General features: G+C 62.8%; 19 protein-coding genes and 1 other RNA gene. 4 read left to right on the top strand and 16 right to left on the bottom strand.

The features are described 5' to 3' along the window. Window positions 1–26: 26 nt before the first annotated feature. The 16 genes from ftsA to rsmI form a co-directional block, all read right to left on the bottom strand. Window positions 27–1286, bottom strand: coding sequence for a cell division protein FtsA (gene ftsA, locus AC58X1_RS19170; RefSeq protein WP_101321986.1), 1260 nt, complete (start codon window positions 1284–1286; stop codon window positions 27–29). 14 nt (window positions 1287–1300) lie between these two features. Beyond that, entirely contained in the window at window positions 1301–2170 is an 870-nt protein-coding gene (locus tag AC58X1_RS19165; RefSeq protein WP_101321987.1) for a cell division protein FtsQ/DivIB, read from the bottom strand. A 5-nt stretch (window positions 2171–2175) separates the two neighbouring features. After that, on the bottom strand, window positions 2176–3132 hold the full coding sequence (locus tag AC58X1_RS19160; protein WP_150570636.1) for a D-alanine--D-alanine ligase: 957 nt from the start codon (window positions 3130–3132) through the stop codon (window positions 2176–2178). Further along, window positions 3129–4583, bottom strand: coding sequence for a UDP-N-acetylmuramate--L-alanine ligase (gene murC, locus AC58X1_RS19155; RefSeq protein WP_101321989.1), 1455 nt, complete (start codon window positions 4581–4583; stop codon window positions 3129–3131). The genes AC58X1_RS19160 and murC overlap by 4 nt, the downstream gene beginning before the upstream one ends. Next, window positions 4576–5655 carry an undecaprenyldiphospho-muramoylpentapeptide beta-N-acetylglucosaminyltransferase gene (gene murG, locus AC58X1_RS19150; protein ID WP_186701085.1) on the bottom strand — a complete coding sequence of 360 codons (1080 nt, stop codon included), beginning with the start codon at window positions 5653–5655 and terminating at the stop codon, window positions 4576–4578. The genes murC and murG overlap by 8 nt, the downstream gene beginning before the upstream one ends. After that, the gene (gene ftsW, locus AC58X1_RS19145) at window positions 5645–6862 is read right to left on the bottom strand and encodes a putative lipid II flippase FtsW (protein WP_101321991.1); all 1218 of its coding nucleotides are present in this window, start codon (window positions 6860–6862) and stop codon (window positions 5645–5647) included. Before ftsW ends, murG begins: the two co-directional genes overlap by 11 nt. Continuing rightward, window positions 6859–8205, bottom strand: a complete 1347-nt coding sequence (gene murD, locus AC58X1_RS19140; RefSeq protein ID WP_101323099.1) for a UDP-N-acetylmuramoyl-L-alanine--D-glutamate ligase — start codon at window positions 8203–8205, stop codon at window positions 6859–6861. The genes ftsW and murD overlap by 4 nt, the downstream gene beginning before the upstream one ends. Before the next feature lie 6 nt (window positions 8206–8211). Next, on the bottom strand, window positions 8212–9294 hold the full coding sequence (mraY, locus tag AC58X1_RS19135; protein ID WP_103438476.1) for a phospho-N-acetylmuramoyl-pentapeptide-transferase: 1083 nt from the start codon (window positions 9292–9294) through the stop codon (window positions 8212–8214). Further along, window positions 9294–10661, bottom strand: coding sequence for a UDP-N-acetylmuramoyl-tripeptide--D-alanyl-D-alanine ligase (locus AC58X1_RS19130; protein ID WP_497429322.1), 1368 nt, complete (start codon window positions 10659–10661; stop codon window positions 9294–9296). Before AC58X1_RS19130 ends, mraY begins: the two co-directional genes overlap by 1 nt. After that, on the bottom strand, window positions 10654–12141 hold the full coding sequence (locus tag AC58X1_RS19125) for a UDP-N-acetylmuramoyl-L-alanyl-D-glutamate--2,6-diaminopimelate ligase (RefSeq protein WP_101321994.1): 1488 nt from the start codon (window positions 12139–12141) through the stop codon (window positions 10654–10656). The genes AC58X1_RS19130 and AC58X1_RS19125 overlap by 8 nt, the downstream gene beginning before the upstream one ends. Next, the gene (locus AC58X1_RS19120) at window positions 12141–13889 is read right to left on the bottom strand and encodes a peptidoglycan D,D-transpeptidase FtsI family protein (protein WP_181003854.1); all 1749 of its coding nucleotides are present in this window, start codon (window positions 13887–13889) and stop codon (window positions 12141–12143) included. The genes AC58X1_RS19125 and AC58X1_RS19120 overlap by 1 nt, the downstream gene beginning before the upstream one ends. Beyond that, window positions 13889–14182 carry a cell division protein FtsL gene (gene ftsL, locus AC58X1_RS19115; protein WP_101321996.1) on the bottom strand — a complete coding sequence of 98 codons (294 nt, stop codon included), beginning with the start codon at window positions 14180–14182 and terminating at the stop codon, window positions 13889–13891. The genes AC58X1_RS19120 and ftsL overlap by 1 nt, the downstream gene beginning before the upstream one ends. Next, window positions 14179–15126 (bottom strand): 16S rRNA (cytosine(1402)-N(4))-methyltransferase RsmH, encoded by a 948-nt coding sequence (gene rsmH / locus AC58X1_RS19110; RefSeq protein WP_497429321.1) that lies wholly within the window; start codon window positions 15124–15126, stop codon window positions 14179–14181. Before rsmH ends, ftsL begins: the two co-directional genes overlap by 4 nt. After that, window positions 15123–15578 carry a division/cell wall cluster transcriptional repressor MraZ gene (gene mraZ / locus AC58X1_RS19105; protein ID WP_101321998.1) on the bottom strand — a complete coding sequence of 152 codons (456 nt, stop codon included), beginning with the start codon at window positions 15576–15578 and terminating at the stop codon, window positions 15123–15125. Before mraZ ends, rsmH begins: the two co-directional genes overlap by 4 nt. Before the next feature lie 307 nt (window positions 15579–15885). Continuing rightward, an RNA gene (gene rnpB / locus AC58X1_RS19100) (RNase P RNA component class A) lies at window positions 15886–16245 on the bottom strand. A 67-nt stretch (window positions 16246–16312) separates the two neighbouring features. Continuing rightward, on the bottom strand, window positions 16313–17188 hold the full coding sequence (gene rsmI / locus AC58X1_RS19095; protein WP_259075946.1) for a 16S rRNA (cytidine(1402)-2'-O)-methyltransferase: 876 nt from the start codon (window positions 17186–17188) through the stop codon (window positions 16313–16315). A gap of 187 nt (window positions 17189–17375) precedes the next feature. Between rsmI and AC58X1_RS19090 the strand changes: the two genes are divergently transcribed. From AC58X1_RS19090 to AC58X1_RS19075, 4 genes are all read left to right on the top strand, one after another. Beyond that, window positions 17376–19190, top strand: coding sequence for a penicillin-binding protein activator (locus tag AC58X1_RS19090; RefSeq protein WP_497429320.1), 1815 nt, complete (start codon window positions 17376–17378; stop codon window positions 19188–19190). Further along, entirely contained in the window at window positions 19190–19561 is a 372-nt protein-coding gene (locus tag AC58X1_RS19085) for a YraN family protein (protein ID WP_181088866.1), read from the top strand. The genes AC58X1_RS19090 and AC58X1_RS19085 overlap by 1 nt, the downstream gene beginning before the upstream one ends. Before the next feature lie 88 nt (window positions 19562–19649). Continuing rightward, window positions 19650–20243 (top strand): phosphoheptose isomerase, encoded by a 594-nt coding sequence (locus AC58X1_RS19080; RefSeq protein WP_101322002.1) that lies wholly within the window; start codon window positions 19650–19652, stop codon window positions 20241–20243. Further along, a complete protein-coding gene (locus AC58X1_RS19075) occupies window positions 20240–20818 on the top strand; it encodes a BON domain-containing protein (RefSeq protein WP_101322003.1) in 579 nt (192 codons plus the stop codon). Before AC58X1_RS19080 ends, AC58X1_RS19075 begins: the two co-directional genes overlap by 4 nt. Window positions 20819–20878: the final 60 nt, after the last annotated feature.

Here is a 20878-nt window from a genome sequence, read left to right as displayed (position 1 = left end):
TTCGCCTACCACTACTGCTTTGAAACTTAGAAGTTGCCCTGGACCCAACGCTTGAGACGCTCAAGCACTGGAGCCTTCGGTTCCTCGCCATAGCTGTTGCTGCTGTTGCTATTGCCGGTCAGGGTCAGGTCCTCGGACTGCTTGAGCAGACCGTAGGTGAGCAGGCCCACACCGGTGGAGTAAATCGGGTTGCGTACCACGTCGCTGAGGCCACGCACGCTGTGTGGGACGCCGAGGCGCACGGGCATGTGGAAAATCTCTTCGGCCAGTTCCACCGCGCCTTCCATCTTCGCCGTGCCGCCGGTGAGGACGATGCCGGCTGGGACCAGGTCTTCGTAGCCGCTGCGACGCAGCTCAGCCTGAATCAGGGTGAACAGCTCGTCGTAGCGCGGCTCGACCACCTCGGCCAGGGCCTGACGCGACAGTTCGCGCGGCGGTCGGTCGCCAACGCTTGGCACCTTGATGGTTTCGCCGGCACCGGCCAGCTTGGCCAGGGCGCAGGCGTAGCGAATCTTGATTTCTTCGGCGTACTGAGTCGGTGTACGCAGGGCCATGGCGATGTCGTTGGTGACCTGGTCGCCGGCAATCGGGATCACTGCGGTGTGGCGGATCGCGCCTTCGGTGAAGATGGCGATATCGGTGGTGCCACCGCCGATGTCGACCAGGCACACGCCGAGTTCTTTCTCGTCATCGGTCAGCACCGAGTAGGCCGAGGCCAGTTGCTCGAGGATGATGTCGTCGATTTCCAGGCCGCAGCGGCGTACGCACTTCTCGATGTTCTGCGCCGCGTTGACCGCGCAGGTCACCACGTGCACCTTGGCTTCCAGACGCACGCCCGACATACCCAGCGGCTCGCGAACGCCTTCCTGGTTGTCGATCACGTAGTCCTGCGGCAGGGTGTGCAGCACGCGCTGGTCAGCCGGAATCGCCACCGCCTGGGCAGCGTCGAGCACGCGCTCGAGGTCGGCCGTGCTGACTTCGCGGTCGCGAATCGCGACGATGCCGTGCGAGTTGAGGCTGCGGATGTGATTGCCGGCCACACCGACAAAGGCCGAGTGAATGCGGCAGCCCGCCATCAACTGGGCTTCTTCGACGGCACGCTGGATCGACTGCACGGTCGACTCGATGTTCACCACCACGCCCTTCTTCAGGCCGCGGGAGGGATGAGTGCCGATCCCGACGATCTCCAGGGTGCCGTCTTCGCCGACTTCACCGACCAGCGCCACCACCTTGGAAGTGCCAATGTCCAGCCCGACGATCATTTTGCCGCTATGCGCGTTTGCCATGGTCCTGCCTCTCTCTAATTCTTCGCAACGGCGGGTTGGGCCGTCGTCGGTGCAATCGGTTCCCGCCAGCCAACAGCCAGGCCGTTGGCGTAGCGCAGATCAATGCGGGCGATATTGGTGATCTGCTCTTTGAGTGTCTTGTCGTATATGGCAATGAAACGGCGCATCTTTTCGACCAGATGGTCGCGCCCGAGCAGCAGTTCGATACCTGGGCCGGCACTGCCGGCACCGGTGGTCAGGAACCAGCTGCCACGTTCACGCAGCTCCAGCCGCGCAATCGAGAAGCCCATCGGGCGCAGCATCTGGCTCAACACCTGATACTGCTGCATGACTTGTTGCTGAGCGCGCTGCGGGCCGAACAGCTGCGGCAGGTGCTCGTAGTTGGCCAGCTCGCGCGGGGTGAACGCTTCGCCCTGGTTGTTGAGCAACGCCTGATCCCCCCAGCGCGCCACGGGCAGTTGTTCTTCCAGGCGAATGACCACTTCGTCCGGCCAGACCCGGCGCACTTCGGCGTGGGCTATCCACGGCATCTGTTCAAGCTCGGCACGCATCGCGCCCAGGTCGACACTGAAGAAGCTGGCCGCTACAAACGGGGCGATACGTTGCTGCACCGCCTGCTGGCTGATGTAGCTGAGGTCACCCTGCACGGCGATCTTGGTGATCGGCCGGTCAGCGTAAGGCATCAACCGCACAGCGCCTTCGTAGGCAGCAAAGCCCGCAGCAACCAGCAGCACCGGCCACAGCAAGCGCTTGAGCACGCTGAAGTTGGCCTTGGGCAGGCGCGCAGACATCGGCTCCTGGGCCACCATTCGGCTGGCACCGCGCGGCACCGGCTTGTTACGGCCGGGTGCAGGAGGCTGCTGACGAAGCATCGCGCCTTGCATGCTGATTAACCTCGCGTCTCGACGCTGGCAGCCAGGATCGCCAGCACCAACTGCTGGAAGTCCAGGCCGGCCGCGCGGGCCGCCATGGGCACCAGGCTATGATCAGTCATGCCTGGCGCGGTGTTTACTTCGAGCAGCCAGAAGCGGCCCTGCTCGTCCTGCATTACATCCAGCCGGCCCCAGCCTTCGATGCCGATGGCATCACAGGCGCGCGCGGTCAGATCGATCAGTTCTTGTTCCTTGACACTGTCCAGCCCGCACGGAATGCGGTACTGGGTGTCATTGGCGATGTATTTGGCGTCGTAGTCGTAGAACACATGCGGCGTACCGAGGGCGATCGGCGGCAGCACCTGGCCACGCAATACGGCGATGGTGAACTCCGGGCCGTGGATCCATTGCTCGACCAGGACTTGCGAATCGTACTTGGCGGCGTCTTGCCAGGCGGCGACCAGCTCTTGCGTGCTGTTCACCTTGGCCATGCCGATACTTGAGCCTTCATGGGCCGGTTTGACGATCAATGGGAAGCCCAGTTCCGTGCCGGCTGCAATACAGTCCTGTTCAGTCGCCAATACCGCATGACGCGGGGTTGGAATACCCAGGCTCTGCCACACCTGCTTGGTGCGCAACTTGTCCATGGCCAGCGCCGAGGCAAGGATGCCGCTGCCGGTGTAGGGAATGCCCAGGCACTCGAGCAGGCCCTGCATGCTGCCGTCTTCACCGCCACGGCCGTGCAGAATGATGAAGGCGCGATCGATCTTCTCGCGCTGCAGACGCTCGAGCAGATCATCACCAACATCGATGGCCACGACGTCGACACCGGCGCTTTGCAGCGCGCCGATTACCGCCTCACCGGATTTGAGCGACACTTCGCGCTCGGCGCTCTTGCCACCGTACAGCACCGCTACGCGGCCAAAGGCGGTGACGTCAAGCGTCGAGTGCAGTTGGGCGTAAGTAGCGGTCATTGTGGCTTCTCCTGTTTGGCGACGGCACCGGCAAACAGCGGGCTCTTCATCAGTTGTGGGGCGAGGCCACCAATGTCACCGGCGCCCTGGCACAGCAGGATGTCGCCGGCACGCAGCAGGGGCTTGACCAACGGCGCCAGCTCGACGCCGCGCTCGATGTAGATCGGGTCGAGCTGACCACGCTGGCGGATGCTGTGGCACAGCTGACGGCTGTCGGCGCCCGGGATCGGCTCCTCACCGGCTGGGTAGACTTCCATCAACAGCAGCACGTTGGCGTCGGCCAGGACCTGAACGAAGTCGTCATACAGGTCACGGGTGCGGCTATAGCGGTGAGGCTGATAGACCATCACCAGGCGCCGGCTCGGCCAGCCGCCGCGCACGGCCTTGATCACGGCAGCCACTTCGGTTGGGTGGTGACCGTAGTCGTCGACCAGCATCACGTCGCCGCCTTCGACCGGCAGTTCGCCATACACCTGGAAGCGTCGACCGACACCCTGGAAGCCGGACAGGCCCTGAACGATGGCCGCATCGCTGATGCCTTCGTCAGTGGCGATGGCAATGGTCGCCAGCGCGTTGAGGACGTTGTGGTTGCCAGGCATGTTGACAGACACATCGAGCGGCTCGCAGTCGCGACGCAGCACGGTGAAATGGGTCTGCATGCCCTGCTGGCGAACATTGATGGCGCGGATGTCCGCCTCATCGCTGAAGCCGTAAGTCACGGTCGGACGCTTCACCAGCGGCAGGATCTCGCGCACCACCGGGTCATCCAGGCACATCACTGCCAGCCCGTAGAACGGCAGGTTGTGCAGAAACTCGACAAAGGTCTTCTTCAGTTTGTTGAAGTCGCCTTCGTAGGTGGCCATGTGGTCGGCATCGATATTGGTGACCACGGCAACCATCGGTTGCAGGTGCAGGAAGCTGGCATCGCTTTCATCTGCTTCGGCAATCAGGTAACGGCTGGCGCCGAGCTGGGCATTGGTGCCCGCTGCGGTCAGACGACCACCGATGACGAAGGTCGGATCCAGCCCACCGGCGGCGAACACCGAGGCCAGCAAGCTGGTGGTGGTGGTCTTGCCATGGGTGCCGGCCACGGCAATGCCATGGCGATAGCGCATCAGCTCGGAGAGCATCTCCGCACGCGGTACTACCGGGATGCGACGCTCCAGCGCAGTGGCGACTTCCGGGTTGGCCGGGTTGATCGCACTGGACACCACCAGCACATCGGCATTGGCGGCGTTCTCGGCACGGTGGCCGACAAAGATCTGTGCGCCGAACGACTGCAGGCGTTGGGTGACCGGCGACTCTTTGAGGTCGGAGCCAGACACTTCATAGCCTAGGTTGAGCAGGACTTCGGCAATGCCGCACATGCCCACACCGCCGATACCGACGAAGTGGATACGGCGAATACGGCCCATCTTGGGTTGCGGCATGGCTTTCTGCGCTTCAACCATGGGCCACCTCCAGGCAGATATCGACTACGGTGCTGGTTGCAGCAGGCTTGGCCAGGCGCCGTGCGGTGCCGGCCATGGTGTTGAGTTTCTCGGGTTGCATCAGCACCTCGTTCAGGCGGTCAGCGAGTTGCGCTGCGCCAGTTGTCGCTTGTGGCAGCAGGAAGGCAGCGCCTTCCCGGGCCAGATAATGGGCATTGTGGGTCTGGTGGTCGTCGATGGCGTGCGGCAATGGCACCAGCATCGAGGGCAGGCCTGCCGCCGCGAGTTCGCTGACGGTCAGGGCACCGGCCCGGCACACGACCAGATCGGCCCAGCCGTAGACATGGGCCATGTCCTTGATGAACGGCTCGACCTGCGCCTCGACGCCAGCCTCGCGATAACGCTCGGCGGTGATCGGCGCATGTTGCTTGCCAGCCTGGTGGAACACTTCCGGACGCAGCTCAGGGGCTACTTCCGACAGGGCCTTAGGCAGCAATTTGTTCAATGGTTCCGCACCCAGGCTGCCGCCCAGCACCAACAGCCGTGCCCGGCGCTCGCCGAGTGGGGCGCGCTGGGCCTCGAGGAACAGCTCCGGACGTACCGGGTTACCTGTGGTACGGCGCTTGTCGCTGGCGGCGAAGGTGTCCGGGAAGGCTTCGCAGACCCGCGCAGCCAGTGGTACCAACAGACGATTGGCAGTGCCGGCGCGGGCGTTCTGCTCGTGAATCACCAGTGGCACGCCGCACAGCTTGGCTGCGACACCGCCGGGGCCGGTGACATAGCCACCAAAGCCGATCACGCACACTGGTTTGAGCTGGGCGATGATCTTGCGCGCCTGCATCACCGCCTTGATAAGGGTGAACGGCGCCTTGAGCAGCGACAGCTTGCTCTTGCCACGCAGGCCGCTGACCTGAATCAGGTGCAGCGGCAGACCCGCTTGTGGCACCAGCTCATTTTCGATGCCGCGCGGAGTACCCAGCCAGTGCACGCTATAGCCGCGCGCCTGGAATTCGCGGGCACAGGCCAGCGCCGGGAACACGTGGCCACCGGTGCCGCCGGCCATGATCAGTACGTTTTTACCGTCAGCGGCCATGATTGCTGGTCTCCTCGGCAAAATCGCTTTCGTTGAATTCATGCTCTTCGCTGCCCAGGTGGGTGCGACTCTCCCACTCGATGCGCAGTAACAAGCCGACGCAGGCGCAACAAATCACCAGCGAGCTGCCGCCGTAACTGAGAAACGGCAGGGTCAGGCCCTTGGTCGGCAGCAGGCCGACGTTCACGCCGATGTTGATCAGGAACTGACCAATCCACAGGAATGCCAGGCCGAACGCCATATAAGCAGCGAAGTACTGCTTGGCCTTTTCGGCCCACAGGCCGATGTACAAGGCACGCACGGTGACGAACACGAACAGCGCGACGGTGCACAGGGTGCCGACCACGCCGAGCTCTTCGGCCAGTACCGAGAACACAAAGTCGGTATGCGCTTCAGGCAGGTAGAACTGCTTCTGTACGCTGTTGCCCAGGCCAACCCCCAACCACTCACCGCGACCAAAGGCGATCAGCGCCTGGGTCAACTGGTAGCCGGAACCGAACTGATCGGACCACGGGTCGGTAAAGGTGATGAGCCGCGCCATCCGATATGGCTGGGCCTGCACCAGGACGAACACGGCCACCACCGCCAGCACCACCATCAGCGAGAAGCGGAACAACCCCACCCCGCCTAGGAACAGCATCGCGGCAGCCGCGCCCATCATCACTACAGTGGCGCCGAAGTCCGGCTCCATCAGCAGCAGCCCGGCCATCGGCAACAGCACGATGAACGGCTTGAAGAAGCCCATCCAGCTCTCACGCACTTCCTGCTGACGGCGTACCAGGTAGCCAGCCAGATAGATCACCACGAAGACCTTGGCGATCTCCGACGGCTGCACGTTGAAGAAGCTGAAACCAATCCAGCGCATCGAACCGTTCACTTCACGGCCAATACCGGGCACCAGCACCAGCACCAGCAAGCCAAAGGCGCCGATCAGCATCATGAAACCCATGCGCTGCCAGGTGGCTATCGGCACCAGCATGGTCACGCCGCCGGCGGCCAGGCCGATGGCCACGTACACCAGGTGGCGGTACATGTGGTAGAGCGGGTTGCCCGACTGGGCCGCAGCCACTTCCGACGAGGCCGAGGTGATCATCACCAGGCCCAGGCCGAGCAATGCCAGGCAGCCGGCAAGGAAAGCGAAATCGAGGTCGATGCCACGGCCACTGATCAGTGGCGACGGATACGGTTTGAGGATGCCGAAGATCATGCCAGGCCCTCCACCGCTTGCGCGAACAGCTGCCCGCGTTGCTCGAAGTTCTTGAACATGTCGAGGCTGGCACAGGCTGGCGAGAGCAGCACGGCATCGCCGGGCTGCGCCAGCGCAGCGCACTGCAGCACAGCTTCATCAAGGGTGTTGACGTAAATCTGCGGTACTTGCTCGGCCAAGGCCTGACCCAGACGCTGAGCGTCACGGCCCAGCAACACTACTGCGCGGCAGTAGCGTGCGACGGGTTCGCGCAAGGCGGCAAAGTCAGCGCCTTTGCCGTCGCCGCCGGCGATCAGCACCAGCTTGCCGTCGATGTCGGCGCCCAGCCCTTCGATGGCGGCAAGGGCCGCACCGACGTTGGTCGCCTTGGAGTCGTCGTACCAGCTGACAGCGTTGCGCTCGCGAACCCACTGGCAGCGGTGCGCCAGGCCGGCGAATTCGCGCAGCGCTGCAAGCATCGGCTCGAACGGCAGGCCCGCGGCATGCCCCAGGGCCAATGCGGCCAGCGCATTGCTCTGGTTATGCGCGCCACGGATCTTCAGCTCGCGCACCGGCAGCAGGTTCTGGAATTCGAAGGCCAGGTATTTTTCGCCATCGACTTCGCGCAGGCCAAAAGCCTTGAAGTCCGGCGTATTCAAACCAAAGCTGAAGCATGGCCGGCCTTCAACCGGCAGTGGCCGGCTCAGCGCGTCCTGACGGTTGACCACAACCTGGTGGGCACCGCGGAAGATCCGGTGCTTGGCCAGGTGATAGGCCGGCAGGCCGCTGTAGCGGTCCATGTGGTCTTCGCTGATATTGAGCACGGTGGCCACTTCGGCGTTGAGCTGGTCAGTGGTTTCCAGCTGGAAGCTGGACAGCTCCATCACGTACAGCTCGATGCTGTCGTCGAGCAGGTCCAGCGCCGGCGTTCCGAGATTGCCGCCAACCGCCACACGCTTGCCGGCCTTGGCCGCCATCTCGCCCACCAGCGTTGTCACCGTGCTTTTCGCATTGGAGCCGCTGATCGCGATGATCGGCGCCTTGGCGTTACGGGCAAACAGCTCAATATCACCGGACAACTTTACTCCGCGCGCGGCAGCAGCCTGCAAGGCAGGCGTCGCCAGTGCCAGGCCCGGGCTGACGTACAGCTCGTTGGCGCGGCAGAGGAAGTCGACATCCAGTTCACCACAGCGTACTTCCACCTGCGGGTAGTCCCGACGCAAGGTGTCCAGTTCCGGCGGTTGCTCGCGCGTGTCGGCGACCGCAAAGGCAATGCCCCGGCTCGCCAGGAAGCGAACCAGGGACATGCCGCTCTTGCCGAGGCCGACAACGATGCGGAATTGGTCGGAAGCGATCAATGACACGCTCATCTACCTCAGCTTCAGGGTGGCAAGGCCGACCAGCACGAGAATCACGGTGATGATCCAGAAACGGACAATCACCCGTGGCTCGGGCCAACCCTTGAGTTCAAAGTGGTGGTGAATCGGCGCCATACGAAACACCCGCTTGCCGGTTAGCTTGAAGGAGGCGACCTGGATCACCACCGACAGGGTTTCCATGACAAACACACCGCCCATGATGAACAGGACGATTTCCTGCCGAACGATGACGGCGATGGTGCCCAGGGCAGCGCCCAGCGCCAGTGCGCCGACGTCGCCCATGAACACCTGAGCCGGATAGGTGTTGAACCAGAGAAAGCCCAGGCCGGCACCGATCAACGCGCCGCAGAACACGATCAGCTCGCCAGCGCCTGGCACATAAGGGATCAACAGGTATTCGGCGAACTTCACGTTACCCGACAGGTAGCAGAAGATCCCCAACGCGCCGCCGACCATGACCGTTGGCATGATCGCCAGGCCGTCGAGGCCGTCAGTCAGGTTGACCGCGTTGCTCGAGCCGACGATGACGAAATAGGTCAGCACCACGAAACCGATGCCCAGGGCGATGGTGACGTCCTTGGCAAACGGTACGATCAAGGTGGTTTCGACGCTGGTCGGCGCGGTCATGTAGAGGAACACCGCCGCGCCCAGGCCGAACACCGATTGCCAGAAGTACTTCCAGCGGCTTGGCAGGCCACGCGAATTTTTCTCGATGACCTTGCGGTAGTCGTCGACCCAGCCAATCGCGCCGAACAACAGGGTGACGATCATCACGACCCACACGTAGCGGTTGCTCAGGTCAGCCCAAAGCAAGGTACTGATGGTGATTGCAGACAGGATCAACGCGCCGCCCATGGTCGGTGTACCCGACTTGGACAGGTGCGATTGCGGACCATCGTTGCGCACTGCCTGGCCGATCTGACGGATCTGCAGGGTGCGAATCATCCAGGGGCCCAGCCACAGCGACAGCGACAAAGCAGTCAGAACACCCAGAATCCCGCGCAGGGACAGGTACTGGAAGACCGCAAAGCCTTTATGGAACTGCTGTAGATACTCAGCCAACAGCAAAAGCATTAATGTTTCTCCCCGCTGACACCGCACAGTGCAGCCACGACGTTTTCCATCGCAGCGCTGCGCGAGCCCTTGATCAAGATTGTGGTGTCGCTGGCGGTTTCGCTGCTAACAGCGTCGATCAGCTCAGCCTGAGTTGCGAAATGTCGGCCTTCGGCGCCAAACGCCCGGACCGCATGAGTCATGTTGCTACCTACCGCGTACAAGGCATCGACCTTGCCGCGTGCGTAGTCGCCCACCAGCTGGTGGCCTTCCTGCGCCCACTGACCCAGTTCGCCGATATCCCCGAGCACCAGAACGGTGCGCCCGGAAAAGCCGGCGAGTATATCAATGGCCGCACACATCGAGGTGGGATTTGCGTTGTAACTGTCGTCGATCACGCGCACGCCGTTGGCAGTGATCTGCGCGACCGTACGGCCCTTGACTGGCTGCACCGCGTTCAGGCCAGCGGCAATACCGGGCAAGCTAACGCCCAAAGCATGGGCAGCAGCCGCTGCAGCCAGGGCGTTGCTGACGTTGTGGGTGCCGAGCAGATTCAACTGCACCGCCACCGAACCGGCGGCACTATGCAGGGTGAACGCCGGGCAGCCACGGGCATCGCGACCGATATCGCTGGCGTGAAAATCCGCCTGCGGGTTGTTCAGGGCGAAGCTCAGCACGCGTTTGTCGCCAGCACGTTTGTGCCAGATGGCAAACGCCTTGTCGTCCAGGTTGAGCACCGCAGTGCCGCCCTCGACCAGGCCTTCAAGGATCTCGCCCTTGGCCTCGACGATTTTTTCCGGGCCGCCAAACTCGCCAACGTGGGCGGTGCCGGCGTTGTTGAGGATGACCACCTGAGGCTGGGTCAGGCCAACGGTGTAACGAATCTCGCCAAGGCGCGACGCACCCAGTTCGATGACTGCCGCGCTGTGCTCACTGGCGATTTCCAGCAGGGTCAGCGGTGCACCCAGATCATTGTTGAGATTGCCGCGGGTCGCCAGCACCGGGCCACGGGTGCGCAGGATGCAGGCAAGCATCTCTTTCACAGTGGTCTTGCCGCTGGAGCCGGTGATGGCTGCTACTGGCTTGTCGAACCCGGCACGGTTGAGCGCGCCCAGTTGACCCAGCGCCACACGGCAATCAGCGACAACCAGTTGCGGTAGATCGACGCCTTCGACCTCACGTTCGACCAGCGCCGCGACGGCGCCCTTGGCCTGTACATCAGCCAGGTAATCATGGCCATCGAAGCGCGGGCCGGTAAGGGCAACGAACAGTTGGCCGGCGCCGACGCTGCGGCTGTCGATGCTGACGCCATCGAAGCTGACATCGCTGCCAACCAGGCGCGCCTGCAGCGCTGCGGTCAGTTGGCTCAGGCTCAAGGGCTTAAGCATGTGGGCTCCCCCAGGTTGCCAGGGCTTTCTCGGCTTCAACCAGATCGGAGAACGCATGGCGCTCACCGTGAATTTCCTGATAGTCCTCGTGGCCTTTACCGGCCAGCACGATCACGTCGTCGGCCGCAGCAGAGGCGATCAATTGCGCGATCGCGGCGCCGCGGCCAGCGACGAAGCTGACTTCTGCCGGTTTGGCAAAGCCCGGGCGAATATCGTCGAAGATGGCCGCAGGCTCTTCAGTGCGTGGATTGTCGTCAGTGACCAACACGCGGTCAGCCAGCCGCTCGGCGACTTCAGCCATCAACGGGCGCTTGCCGCGGTCACGGTCACCGCCGCAACCAAACAGGCACAGCAGTTTGCCGTGGGCGTGTGGACGCAGGGCTTCGAGTACTTTTTCAAGGGCATCCGGGGTGTGCGCGTAGTCGACCACCACCAGCGGTTTATTACCGCCGCCCAAGCGCTGCATACGGCCGACCGGCCCTTGCAGGGTTGGCACGACCTTGAGAATTTCGTCCAGCGAATAATCCAGCGACATCAGCGCGGCAATTGCGGCGAGCACGTTGCTCAGGTTGAAGCGACCGAGCAGCTGGCTGCGCAGTATGCTTTCACCCTGTGCCGTAACCAGCACCGCACGCACGCCGTCGTCGTCGAATTTGGCTTCGCGGCAGTACAGCGAAGCTTCTGGATTTTCCAGGCTGTAGCTGAGCAAGCGAGTCTCGACGTGATCGGCGATTGGCTTGCGAGCAAAGTCCTCGGCCAGCCGCCGCCCGAACTCATCATCCAGATTGACCACCTGGCTACGCAGGTTCGGCCAGGCAAACAGCTTGGCCTTGGCCGCTTCATACGCCTGCATGCTGCCGTGGTAATCGAGGTGATCACGGGACAGGTTGGTCATCACGGCGATGTCGAAGGCCAGGGCGGCAACGCGGCCCTGTTCCAGGGCATGCGACGACACTTCCATGGCCACGGCTTTGGCGCCGGCTTTTTTCAGGTCGTACAGGGTTGCCTGTACTGCAATCGGGTCAGGCGTGGTCAAGCGGCCGCTCTGCAGCGCGCCGGAGAAACCGGTGCCCAGCGTGCCGATCAGGCCGCAGCGTTGGCCGAGGGCGTCCAGCGCCTGCGCCAGCAACTGGGTCACGCTGGTCTTGCCATTGGTGCCGGTGACGCCGATCAGGTTGAGCTGACGGCTCGGTTCACCGTAGAAACGCCCGGCAATCTCCGACAGCTGCGCGATCAGGCCCTTGACCGGAATCAGTGCAACGTCGGTCAGCGGCAGCACGGTGGCGCCCTGCTCTTCATAAGCGACGGCAGCCGCGCCGCGCTGCAAGGCGTCGGCGATATGGTCACGACCATCGACCAGCGCACCTGGCACGGCCAGGAACAGATCGCCCGGGCGCACGGCCCGGCTGTCCAAGGTCAACTCGCGGATCATCGGATCGCGGCTGGCATGGGCAAACAGCTTGCTCAATGGCATCGTCATCAACCACGCCCTCCTTTGGCTACGGCGGCATTCACTTGCGCCGGTACGGCAGGCGCAACGGGTGCAGGCGGTGGCAGGTTATCTGGTGGTACGTTCATCAACCGCAGGGTCCCGGACATGACTTTGCTGAATACCGGTGCCGAGACCAGGCCACCGAAGTAGCCGCCTTTGCTCGGCTCATCGATGACCACGACGATGGCGTAACGCGGATCGCTCATCGGGCCGAAGCCAGCGAACAGCGAGCGGTAGGCGTTTTCGGTGTAGCCCTTGGAGCCGACGGTGGCCTTACGCGCCGTACCGGACTTGCCACCAACGTGATAGAACGGCACCTGCGCGCGGTAGACACCGCGCGGGGCTTCGATCACCTGCTGGAGCATGCCCTGGATGGTCTCGGCGGTTTCCTTGGGCACCACTTGGGTGAAGTCAGGGGTCTTGTCGACCTTGACGATGCTCAACGGCACCATCTTGCCGTCGTTGGCCAGTGCGGCGTAGGCGTGTACCAGCTGCAATGCGGTCACGGACAGGCCGTAGCCATAGGACAGGGTCGCCGTCTCGGCCTTGCGCCATTCGCGGTGGTTAGGCAGGTTGCCGACGCGCTCGCCAGGGAAGCCCAGGCCGGTGTACTGACCCAGACCCAGCTGCGACATCACCCGGTAGATGGCTTCGCCGCCGATGTCGAAGGCGATCTTGCTCATGCCGACGTTACTGGAGTTGATCAGGATCCCGGTCAGGTCGAGCACCGGGCCCTCGCTGCGCGAAACGTCCTTGATCGTGTAGCGACCGATCTGCAGGCTGCCCGGATACACTTCGACCTTGTCGGTCGGTTTCCAGCGACCGCTCTGCAATGCAGCGCTCATCGACAGCGGCTTGACCGTCGAGCCCGGCTCGAACACATCGATGATGGCCCGGTTGCGCATCGCGGCCGGGACCATGCTGCGGCGGTTGTTCGGGTTGTAGGTAGGCTGGTTGACCATGGCCAGCACTTCGCCGGTCTTGACGTCCATGATCACCAGGCTGCCGGCCTTGGCTTCCTGCTCGGCAATGGCGTTGCGCAGTTCGCGCGTAGCCAGATACTGCAAGCGCAGGTCGATCGACAACGCCAAGGTCGAACCGGCCTTGGCGTTTTTGGTGACCTGAATGTCTTTGATCAAGCGGCCACGCCGGTCCTTGATCACCTGGCGCTTGCCAGGCACACCAGCGAGCCATTCGTCATAGGCCAGCTCGACACCCTCGCGACCGTGGTCGTCAAGGTCGGTAAAACCAACCATGTGCGCGGTGACATCACCGGCCGGGTAGAAGCGACGGAACTCTTCGAGGCCGTACACACCCGGCACTTTCAGGTCGAGCACCTGCTGCCCTTGCTCAGGGGTGAGCCCGCGCACCAGATAGATGAATTCTTTGTTGGCCTGCTGGGTGAGGCGCTCGGTCAGTTGTTGCGGATTTTGCCCAAGCACAGCCGCCAGTTGCGCCCAGCGCTCCTTGTACGGCTGCATTTCCTTTGGGTTGGCCCACAGCGTGGTGACTGGCGTACTGACCGCCAATGGCTCGCCGTTACGGTCAGTGATCAGCCCCCGGTGTGCCGGAATCTGAATGTGGCGCAGGCTGCGCGCGTCGCCCTGGCCCTTGAGGAAGGCACGGTCGACGACCTGCAGGTCGATGATGCGCCAGCAGATGGCACCGACCATCAGCGCCAGCAGGCCGATCACGACGCGGAAGCGCCAAGGGTAGAGTGCGCCTTCGAGTTTCATCATGGCGCCACCATCCGCACTTCGTCGGCGGCCGGAACACGCATTTTCAGCTGTTCGCTGGCCAGGCTTTCGATGCGGCTGTGGGCAGTCCAGGTGCTCTGCTCAAGGATCAGCCGGCCCCATTCTGCCTGCGCCTTGTCACGCTCGTTCAGTTCGCCAAACAAAGTGTTGAGCAATTGCCGGTTCCAGTGCGCGCTGTAGGACACCGCCACCGCTGAAACCAGCACAGCGATAAACAGCAGCAGCATCAGCGAGCTGCCGCCGGGCAATGGCTTGGCGAAGAGCTTGCTCAACGGAGCTTCTCCGCAACGCGCATGACTGCGCTGCGTGAGCGGGGGTTGGCCTTGAGCTCGGCCTCGGAGGCGAACTGCGCCTTGCCGATCAAGCGCACTTTTGGCTCGAAGACGGTGTGCTGCACGGGCAGGTTGCGCGGCAGGTTGTCCGCCTCGCCCTTGACCAGCTTGCGCATGAACAGTTTGACGATGCGGTCTTCCAGCGAGTGGAAGCTGATCACCACCAGGCGGCCACCGATCTCCAGTGACTCCAGCGCAGCCTCAAGGCCCGCCTCCAGGTCACCAAGCTCGTTATTGACGTGGATGCGCAGGCCCTGGAAGGCGCGGGTCGCGGGGTTCTTGCCCTTTTCCCAGGCCGGGTTGGCGACCTTGAGCACTTCAGCCAGGTCGGCCGTGCGGGTGAACGGCTGCTTTTCGCGGCGCTCGACCACGGCTCGGGCCATACGCCCGGAGAAGCGCTCTTCACCGTACTGCTTGAATACACGGGCGATCTCTTCAGCCGGGGCGGTGGCGATGAACTCGGCGGCGCTGATGCCTTGCGCAGGGTTCATGCGCATGTCCAGCGGGCCGTCGTTGAGGAAGCTGAAGCCGCGCTCGGGGTCATCAAGCTGCGGTGAAGACACACCCAGGTCCAGCAGCACGCCGCTGACCTTGCCGGCCAGGCCGAGCTCGGCGACTTCTTCGCCCAGCTCGGCAAAGCTGCGCTGCACAATGACGAAGCGGCCGTCTTCGGCCGCCAGCGCTTGCCCCGTGGCAATCGCTTGTGGGTCTTTGTCGAACCCGAGTAGCCGCCCCTGCGGCCCCAGCTTGCTGAGGATCAGGCGGCTGTGGCCACCGCGGCCGAAGGTACCATCGAGGTAGCAGCCATCGGCGCGCAGGGCCAGTGCCTCGACAGCTTCGTCGAGCAGCACGGTGATGTGGTTGAAGCCGCTATCTATGGTCACAGGATCAGGTCACGCAATTCGTCAGGCAAAGCGCCCGGTTGTTGAATAGCTGCAAGATCGTCTGCCGAAACCGCGTTCCAGGCATCCTCATCCCACAGCTGAAATTTGTTCAGCTGCCCCACCAACATCGCCTTCTTGTCCAGATTGGCGTACTCACGCAGGCGCGGCGGTACCAGAAAACGGCCACTGCCATCGAGCTCCAGGTCTACCGCATTACCGATCAGCAAGCGCTGCAGGCGGCGGTTTTCCTCACGCAACGACGGCAAGGCACGCAACTTGGCTTCTATCTGTTCCCACTCATCGAGGGGATATACACATAAGCAGCGATCGACTGCATCGATGGTCACGATCAACTGGCTCTGACAACGCGAATCCAACTCGTCACGGTACCGACTCGGCATGGCGAGTCTGCCCTTTGCATCAAGGCTGACGGCATTGGCTCCGCGGAACACGGCTGCGATTCCCCACAATGTTATCGTTTTTGGGCCAGAAAACCCACTTCAACCCACTTTCTGCCACTTGCGCACACTATAGGAATCCGCCCGGTACACCGTCAAGGCGCGCTCGTAGGGAAATCCCTTACACGGCGGAGATTTAGCTCAACAAAGAGATGAAGGAAGATAAAAAGAAGGAAAAATGGCGGGCAAAAAATGTGCGAACTCAGTCAGATAGCGACCGAAGTTAAAGTGATTTATTAAGAGTAAGATTTTTTCGGTATTACCAAGTGCTTCTGCTGTCGATTACAGCAGGGAGGGAGAGGTGGAGAGTCGATCTATAAGCCGGGTTTTGTCGAGGACAGTCATTCCTCTACGACGGCCATCACTGGACGCCTCTAGCAACCTACCCGGTTCCGACGCGGGCCACGCCTAATGGAACCCTATTTGGTCTTGCTCCGAGTGGGGTTTACCTAGCCACGAACTGTTGCCAGTCGCGCGGTGCGCTCTTACCGCACCTTTTCACCCTTACCGGCACCGAAGTGCTTAGGCGGTTATTTTCTGTGGCACTTTCCGTAGGCTCACGCCTCCCAGGGGTTACCTGGCACTCTGCCCTATGGAGCCCGGACTTTCCTCCCCCCTCTTTTGCGGAACAAAAGAAGGCAGCGACTGTCCAATCGACTCTCCGCCGACAAGGGTAACGTCAGGCGCGCTCAAGAACAAGCTTTAGAGCAACAGGATGTCGCTAATGCTCAATTGGCTTTCTGCTTTTCCAGGGCCGCCTGATACAGCAGGTTCTTGCGCACCCCGGTAATTTCCGCTGCCAGCGCCGCTGCGCGCTTGAGTGGCAATTCCGCCAACAGCAAGTCCAGAACGCGCTGCGCCTCGGTGCTGATCGCCTGCTCGTCTTCGGGCGCACTCCAGCCCCCCACCAACACCACGCATTCGCCGCGCTGCTGATTACTGTCGGCGGCAACAAACGCGTGCAACTCGCCCAGCGGCAGGCCCTTGAGTGTTTCGAACGCCTTGGTCAGCTCACGCCCAAGCAGCGCCGGGCGATCCGCACCGAACACCGCCTGCATGTCATCGAGGCATTCCAGAATGCGGTGCGGGGCCTCATAGAAGATCAGCGTGCGCGGCTCTTCCTTGACCTGTTCCAGGCGGGCACGCCGCCCAGCAGTCTTGGCAGGCAGAAAGCCTTCGAAGATAAACCGGTCAGACGGCAGGCCAGCGGCCGACAACGCAGCAATTAGCGCGCAGGCGCCGGGCACCGGCACCACTTTCACGCCGGCAGCGCGAGCCTGGCGCACCAGGTGATAACCCGGGTCGGAAATCAGCGGCGTGCCAGCGTCAGAGACCAGCGCAATATCGTCGCCCGCCAGCAAGCGAGTCAGAAAACGCCCGCCCTCGTCACGCTCATTGTGCTCATGGCAGGCAGCCAGCGGCGTGTTGATACCGAAGTGCTGCATCAGGCGCATTGAGTGGCGGGTGTCTTCGGCGGCGATCAAGGCTACATCCGCCAGCACCTTGAGCGCGCGGGCACTCATGTCATCGAGGTTGCCGATCGGCGTGGCCACCACGTACAGCGTGCCTGTGGTGGATTTCGAAGCCCCTGCTACATCTGTCACTGCGCGCACCTGTCTTTCGGATCAAAGGCGCCATTGTAGCCCGAGCACCGGTAACAGGGCGCAAACATCTTCACCGGCGGCCCGCTTCAAGCCACCTATAGTGAAGGTTGCACGTCAGCGACATCGCGCCCCGGCCAGTGGTTGGGTACAATCGTCGGCCAACCAGATCGAGTAACAGGACTTTTACATGATCGCTTGTCTGCGGCTGCTCACAGCCCTCTGCCTCGCTGCCTTGCTGGCAGCTTGCGCAAGCTCGCCCTCATCCAGCCTGGGCGAACTCCCGCGCACCCCGGACGCCAGTATCGAGCAACTGCTCGAGCAGGCAGCCACCAGCAAGTCGCCCGAGGACGCAGCCCTGCTGCGCCTGAGCGCTGCCGACCTGGCCTACAAGCAAAAGGACTATCCACGCGCAGCGCGGATTCTCGAACAGGTACCACTGGACCCGCTCAAGCCTGCTCAGCAGGTGTTCGCCAGCACCTTGAGCGCTGAGCTGGCCATGAGCCGCAACCAGCCCAAAGCTGCCCTGACCGCCCTCGCCCACCCTAGCCTGCAGCGTCTGGGCGAGATGCCAGCTGAGCTGCAAGTGCGCACCTACAGCGTGCATGCCGCCGCCCTCGAAGCCGATGGCCAGACCTTGGCCGCAGCGCAGCAGCGGGTGCAACTGGCGCATCTGCTCAGCGGCCAGGCGGCCAGCGCCAACAACGACGCGATCTGGGCACTTGTCGCTGCCTTGCCTGCCGAGCAGCTGCAATCGACTGGCAACGACACCCTGGCCGGCTGGACCAGCCTGGCCCTGGCGGTAAAAAGCGCCGGCACGCTGGAGCAGCAACAGGCTGCGATCGACGCCTGGCGCAACCAGCATCCAGAGCACCCCGCAGCCAAGCAACTGCCGACCGCGCTGAGCAAACTCAAGGAACTGGCCAGCCAGCCCCTGACCAAGATCGCCCTGCTGCTGCCTCAGGAAGGCTCGCTGGCCGGCGTCGCCCGCGCCTTGCGTGATGGTTTCATGGCCGCGCACTTCCAGGCCCAGCAGGCAGGCCAACAGGCACCTGCGATCCAGGTCTATGACAGCTCGCGGATCAGCTCGCTGGACGATTTCTACCGCCAGGCTCAGGCCGATGGCGTGCAACTGGTAGTCGGCCCGCTGGAAAAACCGCTGGTGAAAAAGCTCGCCGCCTACCCGCAGTTGCCACTGCCGACCCTGGCCCTGAACTACGCCGAAGCCGGCCAGAGCGCACCGCCGCAACTGTTCCAGTTTGGCCTTGCCGCAGAAGACGAAGCCCGCGAAGTGTCGCGCCGTGCACGCGCCGACGGCCTGGTCCGCGCTGTTGCGCTGGTGCCGAGCGGCGAATGGGGCGACCGCGTGCTGGCCGCCTTCCGCAAGGACTGGGAAAGCAACGGCGGCACCCTGCTGGCTGCCGAGCGTATCGCCCAGCCGGTCGCCCTCGCCCAGCAAATCGCCGAGCTGTTCCAGCTGCGCCAGAGTGAAGGCCGTGCCAAGAGCCTGCAAAGCACGGTCGGTGGCAACATTGCCGCACAACCGTCACGCCGCCAGGACATCGACTTCATCTTCCTCGCTGCCACCCCGCAGCAGGCGCAACAGATCAAGCCGACGCTGAACTTCCAGTACGCAGGGGATGTGCCGGTCTACGCCACCTCCAACCTGTACAGCGCCAGCGGTGACGTCAACCAGTACAACGACATGACCGGCATCCGCTTCTGCGAAACGCCGTGGCTGCTCGACAGCAGTAACAGCCTGCGCCAACAAGTCGTGCAGCAGTGGCCACAAGCCGCTGGCAGCCTCGGCCGGCTTTATGCGATGGGCGTTGATGCGTATAGCCTGGCACCGCGTCTGGGCCAACTGAAGGCACTGCCTGACAACCGCGTACAGGGCCTGTCCGGCAGCTTGAGCATGAACCCGAGCCAGCGCATCGAGCGTCAACTGCCATGGGCAGAGTTCGCCGGCGGCCAGGTCAAACGCCTGCCGGACACGCCGCGCTGATGCAGGCGGCATCGCCTGGTCGCGCCGGCCAGGATGCTGAGGACTACGCCCTGGAGTATCTTTTGGGGCAAGGTCTGCAGTTGCTGGCGCGCAATTGGCGATGCAAGGGAGGCGAGCTTGATCTGGTCATGCTCGACGCCGATACAGTAGTATTCGTCGAAGTCCGCTATCGGCTGCACGCAGACTTCGGCGGCGCCCTCGGCAGTATCGATGGGCGCAAGCAGCAACGCCTGGCGCTGGCCGCCAGCATGTTTCTGCACAAGGAGTTTCGCTGGGCCAATCACCCCTGCCGCTTCGATGTCATCGCTCTACAAGGCAGCGGCCATGCAGGGCAACCGCTGCAATGGCTGAAAAACGCCTTCGAATGCTGAACCCACTGCGAATTTTTTGCTCTATGTTTCGCGGGCTGGTCCCTGTTGCGCGTCGCGCGGGCCACCGCCCCTCTTAAGGTCACACCAGATGGACATGCAATCCCGAATTCGCCGGCTGTTTCAGGCCAGCATCGACACCAAGCAACAGGCAATGGACATGTTGGCGCCGCATATCGAGCAGGCCAGCCTGGTCATGGTCAATGCCATGCTCAATGAGGGCAAGATGCTCGCCTGCGGCAACGGCGGCTCAGCCGGCGATGCTCAGCATTTCTCGTCCGAGTTGCTCAACCGTTTCGAGCGTGAGCGCCCGAGCTTGCCGGCGATCGCGCTGACCACCGACAGCTCGACGATCACCTCGATTGCCAACGATTACAGCTACAACGAAGTGTTCTCCAAGCAGATCCGCGCCCTCGGCCAGCCCGGCGACGTGCTGCTGGCGATCTCTACCAGCGGTAACTCGGCGAACGTGATTCAAGCGATCCAGGCCGCACATGATCGTGAAATGATTGTCGTAGCAATGACCGGGCGCGACGGCGGTGGCATGGCCTCGCTGCTGCTGCCCGAAGATGTCGAGATTCGCGTACCGTCGAACGTGACTGCGCGCATCCAGGAAGTCCACCTGCTGGCGATCCACTGCCTGTGTGATCTGATCGACAGCCAACTGTTCGGGAGTGAAGAATGATCCCCAAGCGTTTTGGCCTGATGGCCCTGACTCTGTGCCTGAGCCTCTCCGGCTGCAGTTCGGTATTGACCTCTACCCGCGACAATCCTATCGAGGACGATCGCGGCACCCGCACCATCGGCAGCAAGATTGACGATTCACTGATCGAAACCAAGGTCTCGGTCAATATCGCCAAGGCCAACCCTGACCTGGACAAAGGCTCGCACATCGTTGTCAGCAGCTATAACGGCGTTGTCCTGCTGGCCGGGCAAACCCCGCGTGCTGACCTCAAAAGCCTCGCCGAGCAGACCGCCGGCCAGGTGCAGCGGGTCAAGAAGGTGCATAACGAAATCCAGGTGATGCAGCCGTCTTCGATTCTGGCGCGCAACAACGACGCCTGGCTGACCACCAAGATCAAGGCGCAGATGCTTGGCGACGCCAATGTGCCTGGCTCGCGCATCAAGGTCATCACCGAAAACGGTATCGTCTACCTGCTCGGCCTGGTTACCCAGGGCGAAGCCAACGCCGCGACCAGCGTGGTGCAAAGCGTTTCCGGCGTGCAGAAAATCGTCAAACTGTTCGAATACATCGACTAAGTCGCACCCGGCGGGAGGGCTGCGTCCTCCCGCCCTCCTCACCCGATCCAGGAAATACTC

It is taken from the genome of Pseudomonas sp. PGPR N4 (genome assembly GCF_059693665.1).
This window is presented reverse-complemented; position numbering and strand designations above follow the sequence as displayed.

Bases quoted from the DNA above. Each gene is read 5' to 3' on its own strand.
- AC58X1_RS19125 (WP_101321994.1), bottom strand. From the start codon at position 12,141: ATGACGATGCCATTGAGCAAGCTGTTTGCCCATGCCAGCCGCGATCCG.
- AC58X1_RS19085 (WP_181088866.1), top strand. From the start codon at position 19,190: ATGCAGGCGGCATCGCCTGGTCGCGCCGGCCAGGATGCTGAGGACTAC.
- AC58X1_RS19130 (WP_497429322.1), bottom strand. From the start codon at position 10,661: ATGCTTAAGCCCTTGAGCCTGAGCCAACTGACCGCAGCGCTGCAGGCG.
- AC58X1_RS19090 (WP_497429320.1), top strand. From the start codon at position 17,376: ATGATCGCTTGTCTGCGGCTGCTCACAGCCCTCTGCCTCGCTGCCTTG.
- AC58X1_RS19120 (WP_181003854.1), bottom strand. From the start codon at position 13,889: ATGAAACTCGAAGGCGCACTCTACCCTTGGCGCTTCCGCGTCGTGATC.
- mraY (WP_103438476.1), bottom strand. From the start codon at position 9,294: ATGCTTTTGCTGTTGGCTGAGTATCTACAGCAGTTCCATAAAGGCTTT.
- AC58X1_RS19160 (WP_150570636.1), bottom strand. From the start codon at position 3,132: ATGACCGCTACTTACGCCCAACTGCACTCGACGCTTGACGTCACCGCC.
- ftsW (WP_101321991.1), bottom strand. From the start codon at position 6,862: ATGATCTTCGGCATCCTCAAACCGTATCCGTCGCCACTGATCAGTGGC.
- murG (WP_186701085.1), bottom strand. From the start codon at position 5,655: ATGGCCGCTGACGGTAAAAACGTACTGATCATGGCCGGCGGCACCGGT.
- ftsA (WP_101321986.1), bottom strand. From the start codon at position 1,286: ATGGCAAACGCGCATAGCGGCAAAATGATCGTCGGGCTGGACATTGGC.
- AC58X1_RS19080 (WP_101322002.1), top strand. From the start codon at position 19,650: ATGGACATGCAATCCCGAATTCGCCGGCTGTTTCAGGCCAGCATCGAC.
- AC58X1_RS19165 (WP_101321987.1), bottom strand. From the start codon at position 2,170: ATGCAAGGCGCGATGCTTCGTCAGCAGCCTCCTGCACCCGGCCGTAAC.
- murC (WP_101321989.1), bottom strand. From the start codon at position 4,583: ATGGTTGAAGCGCAGAAAGCCATGCCGCAACCCAAGATGGGCCGTATT.
- AC58X1_RS19075 (WP_101322003.1), top strand. From the start codon at position 20,240: ATGATCCCCAAGCGTTTTGGCCTGATGGCCCTGACTCTGTGCCTGAGC.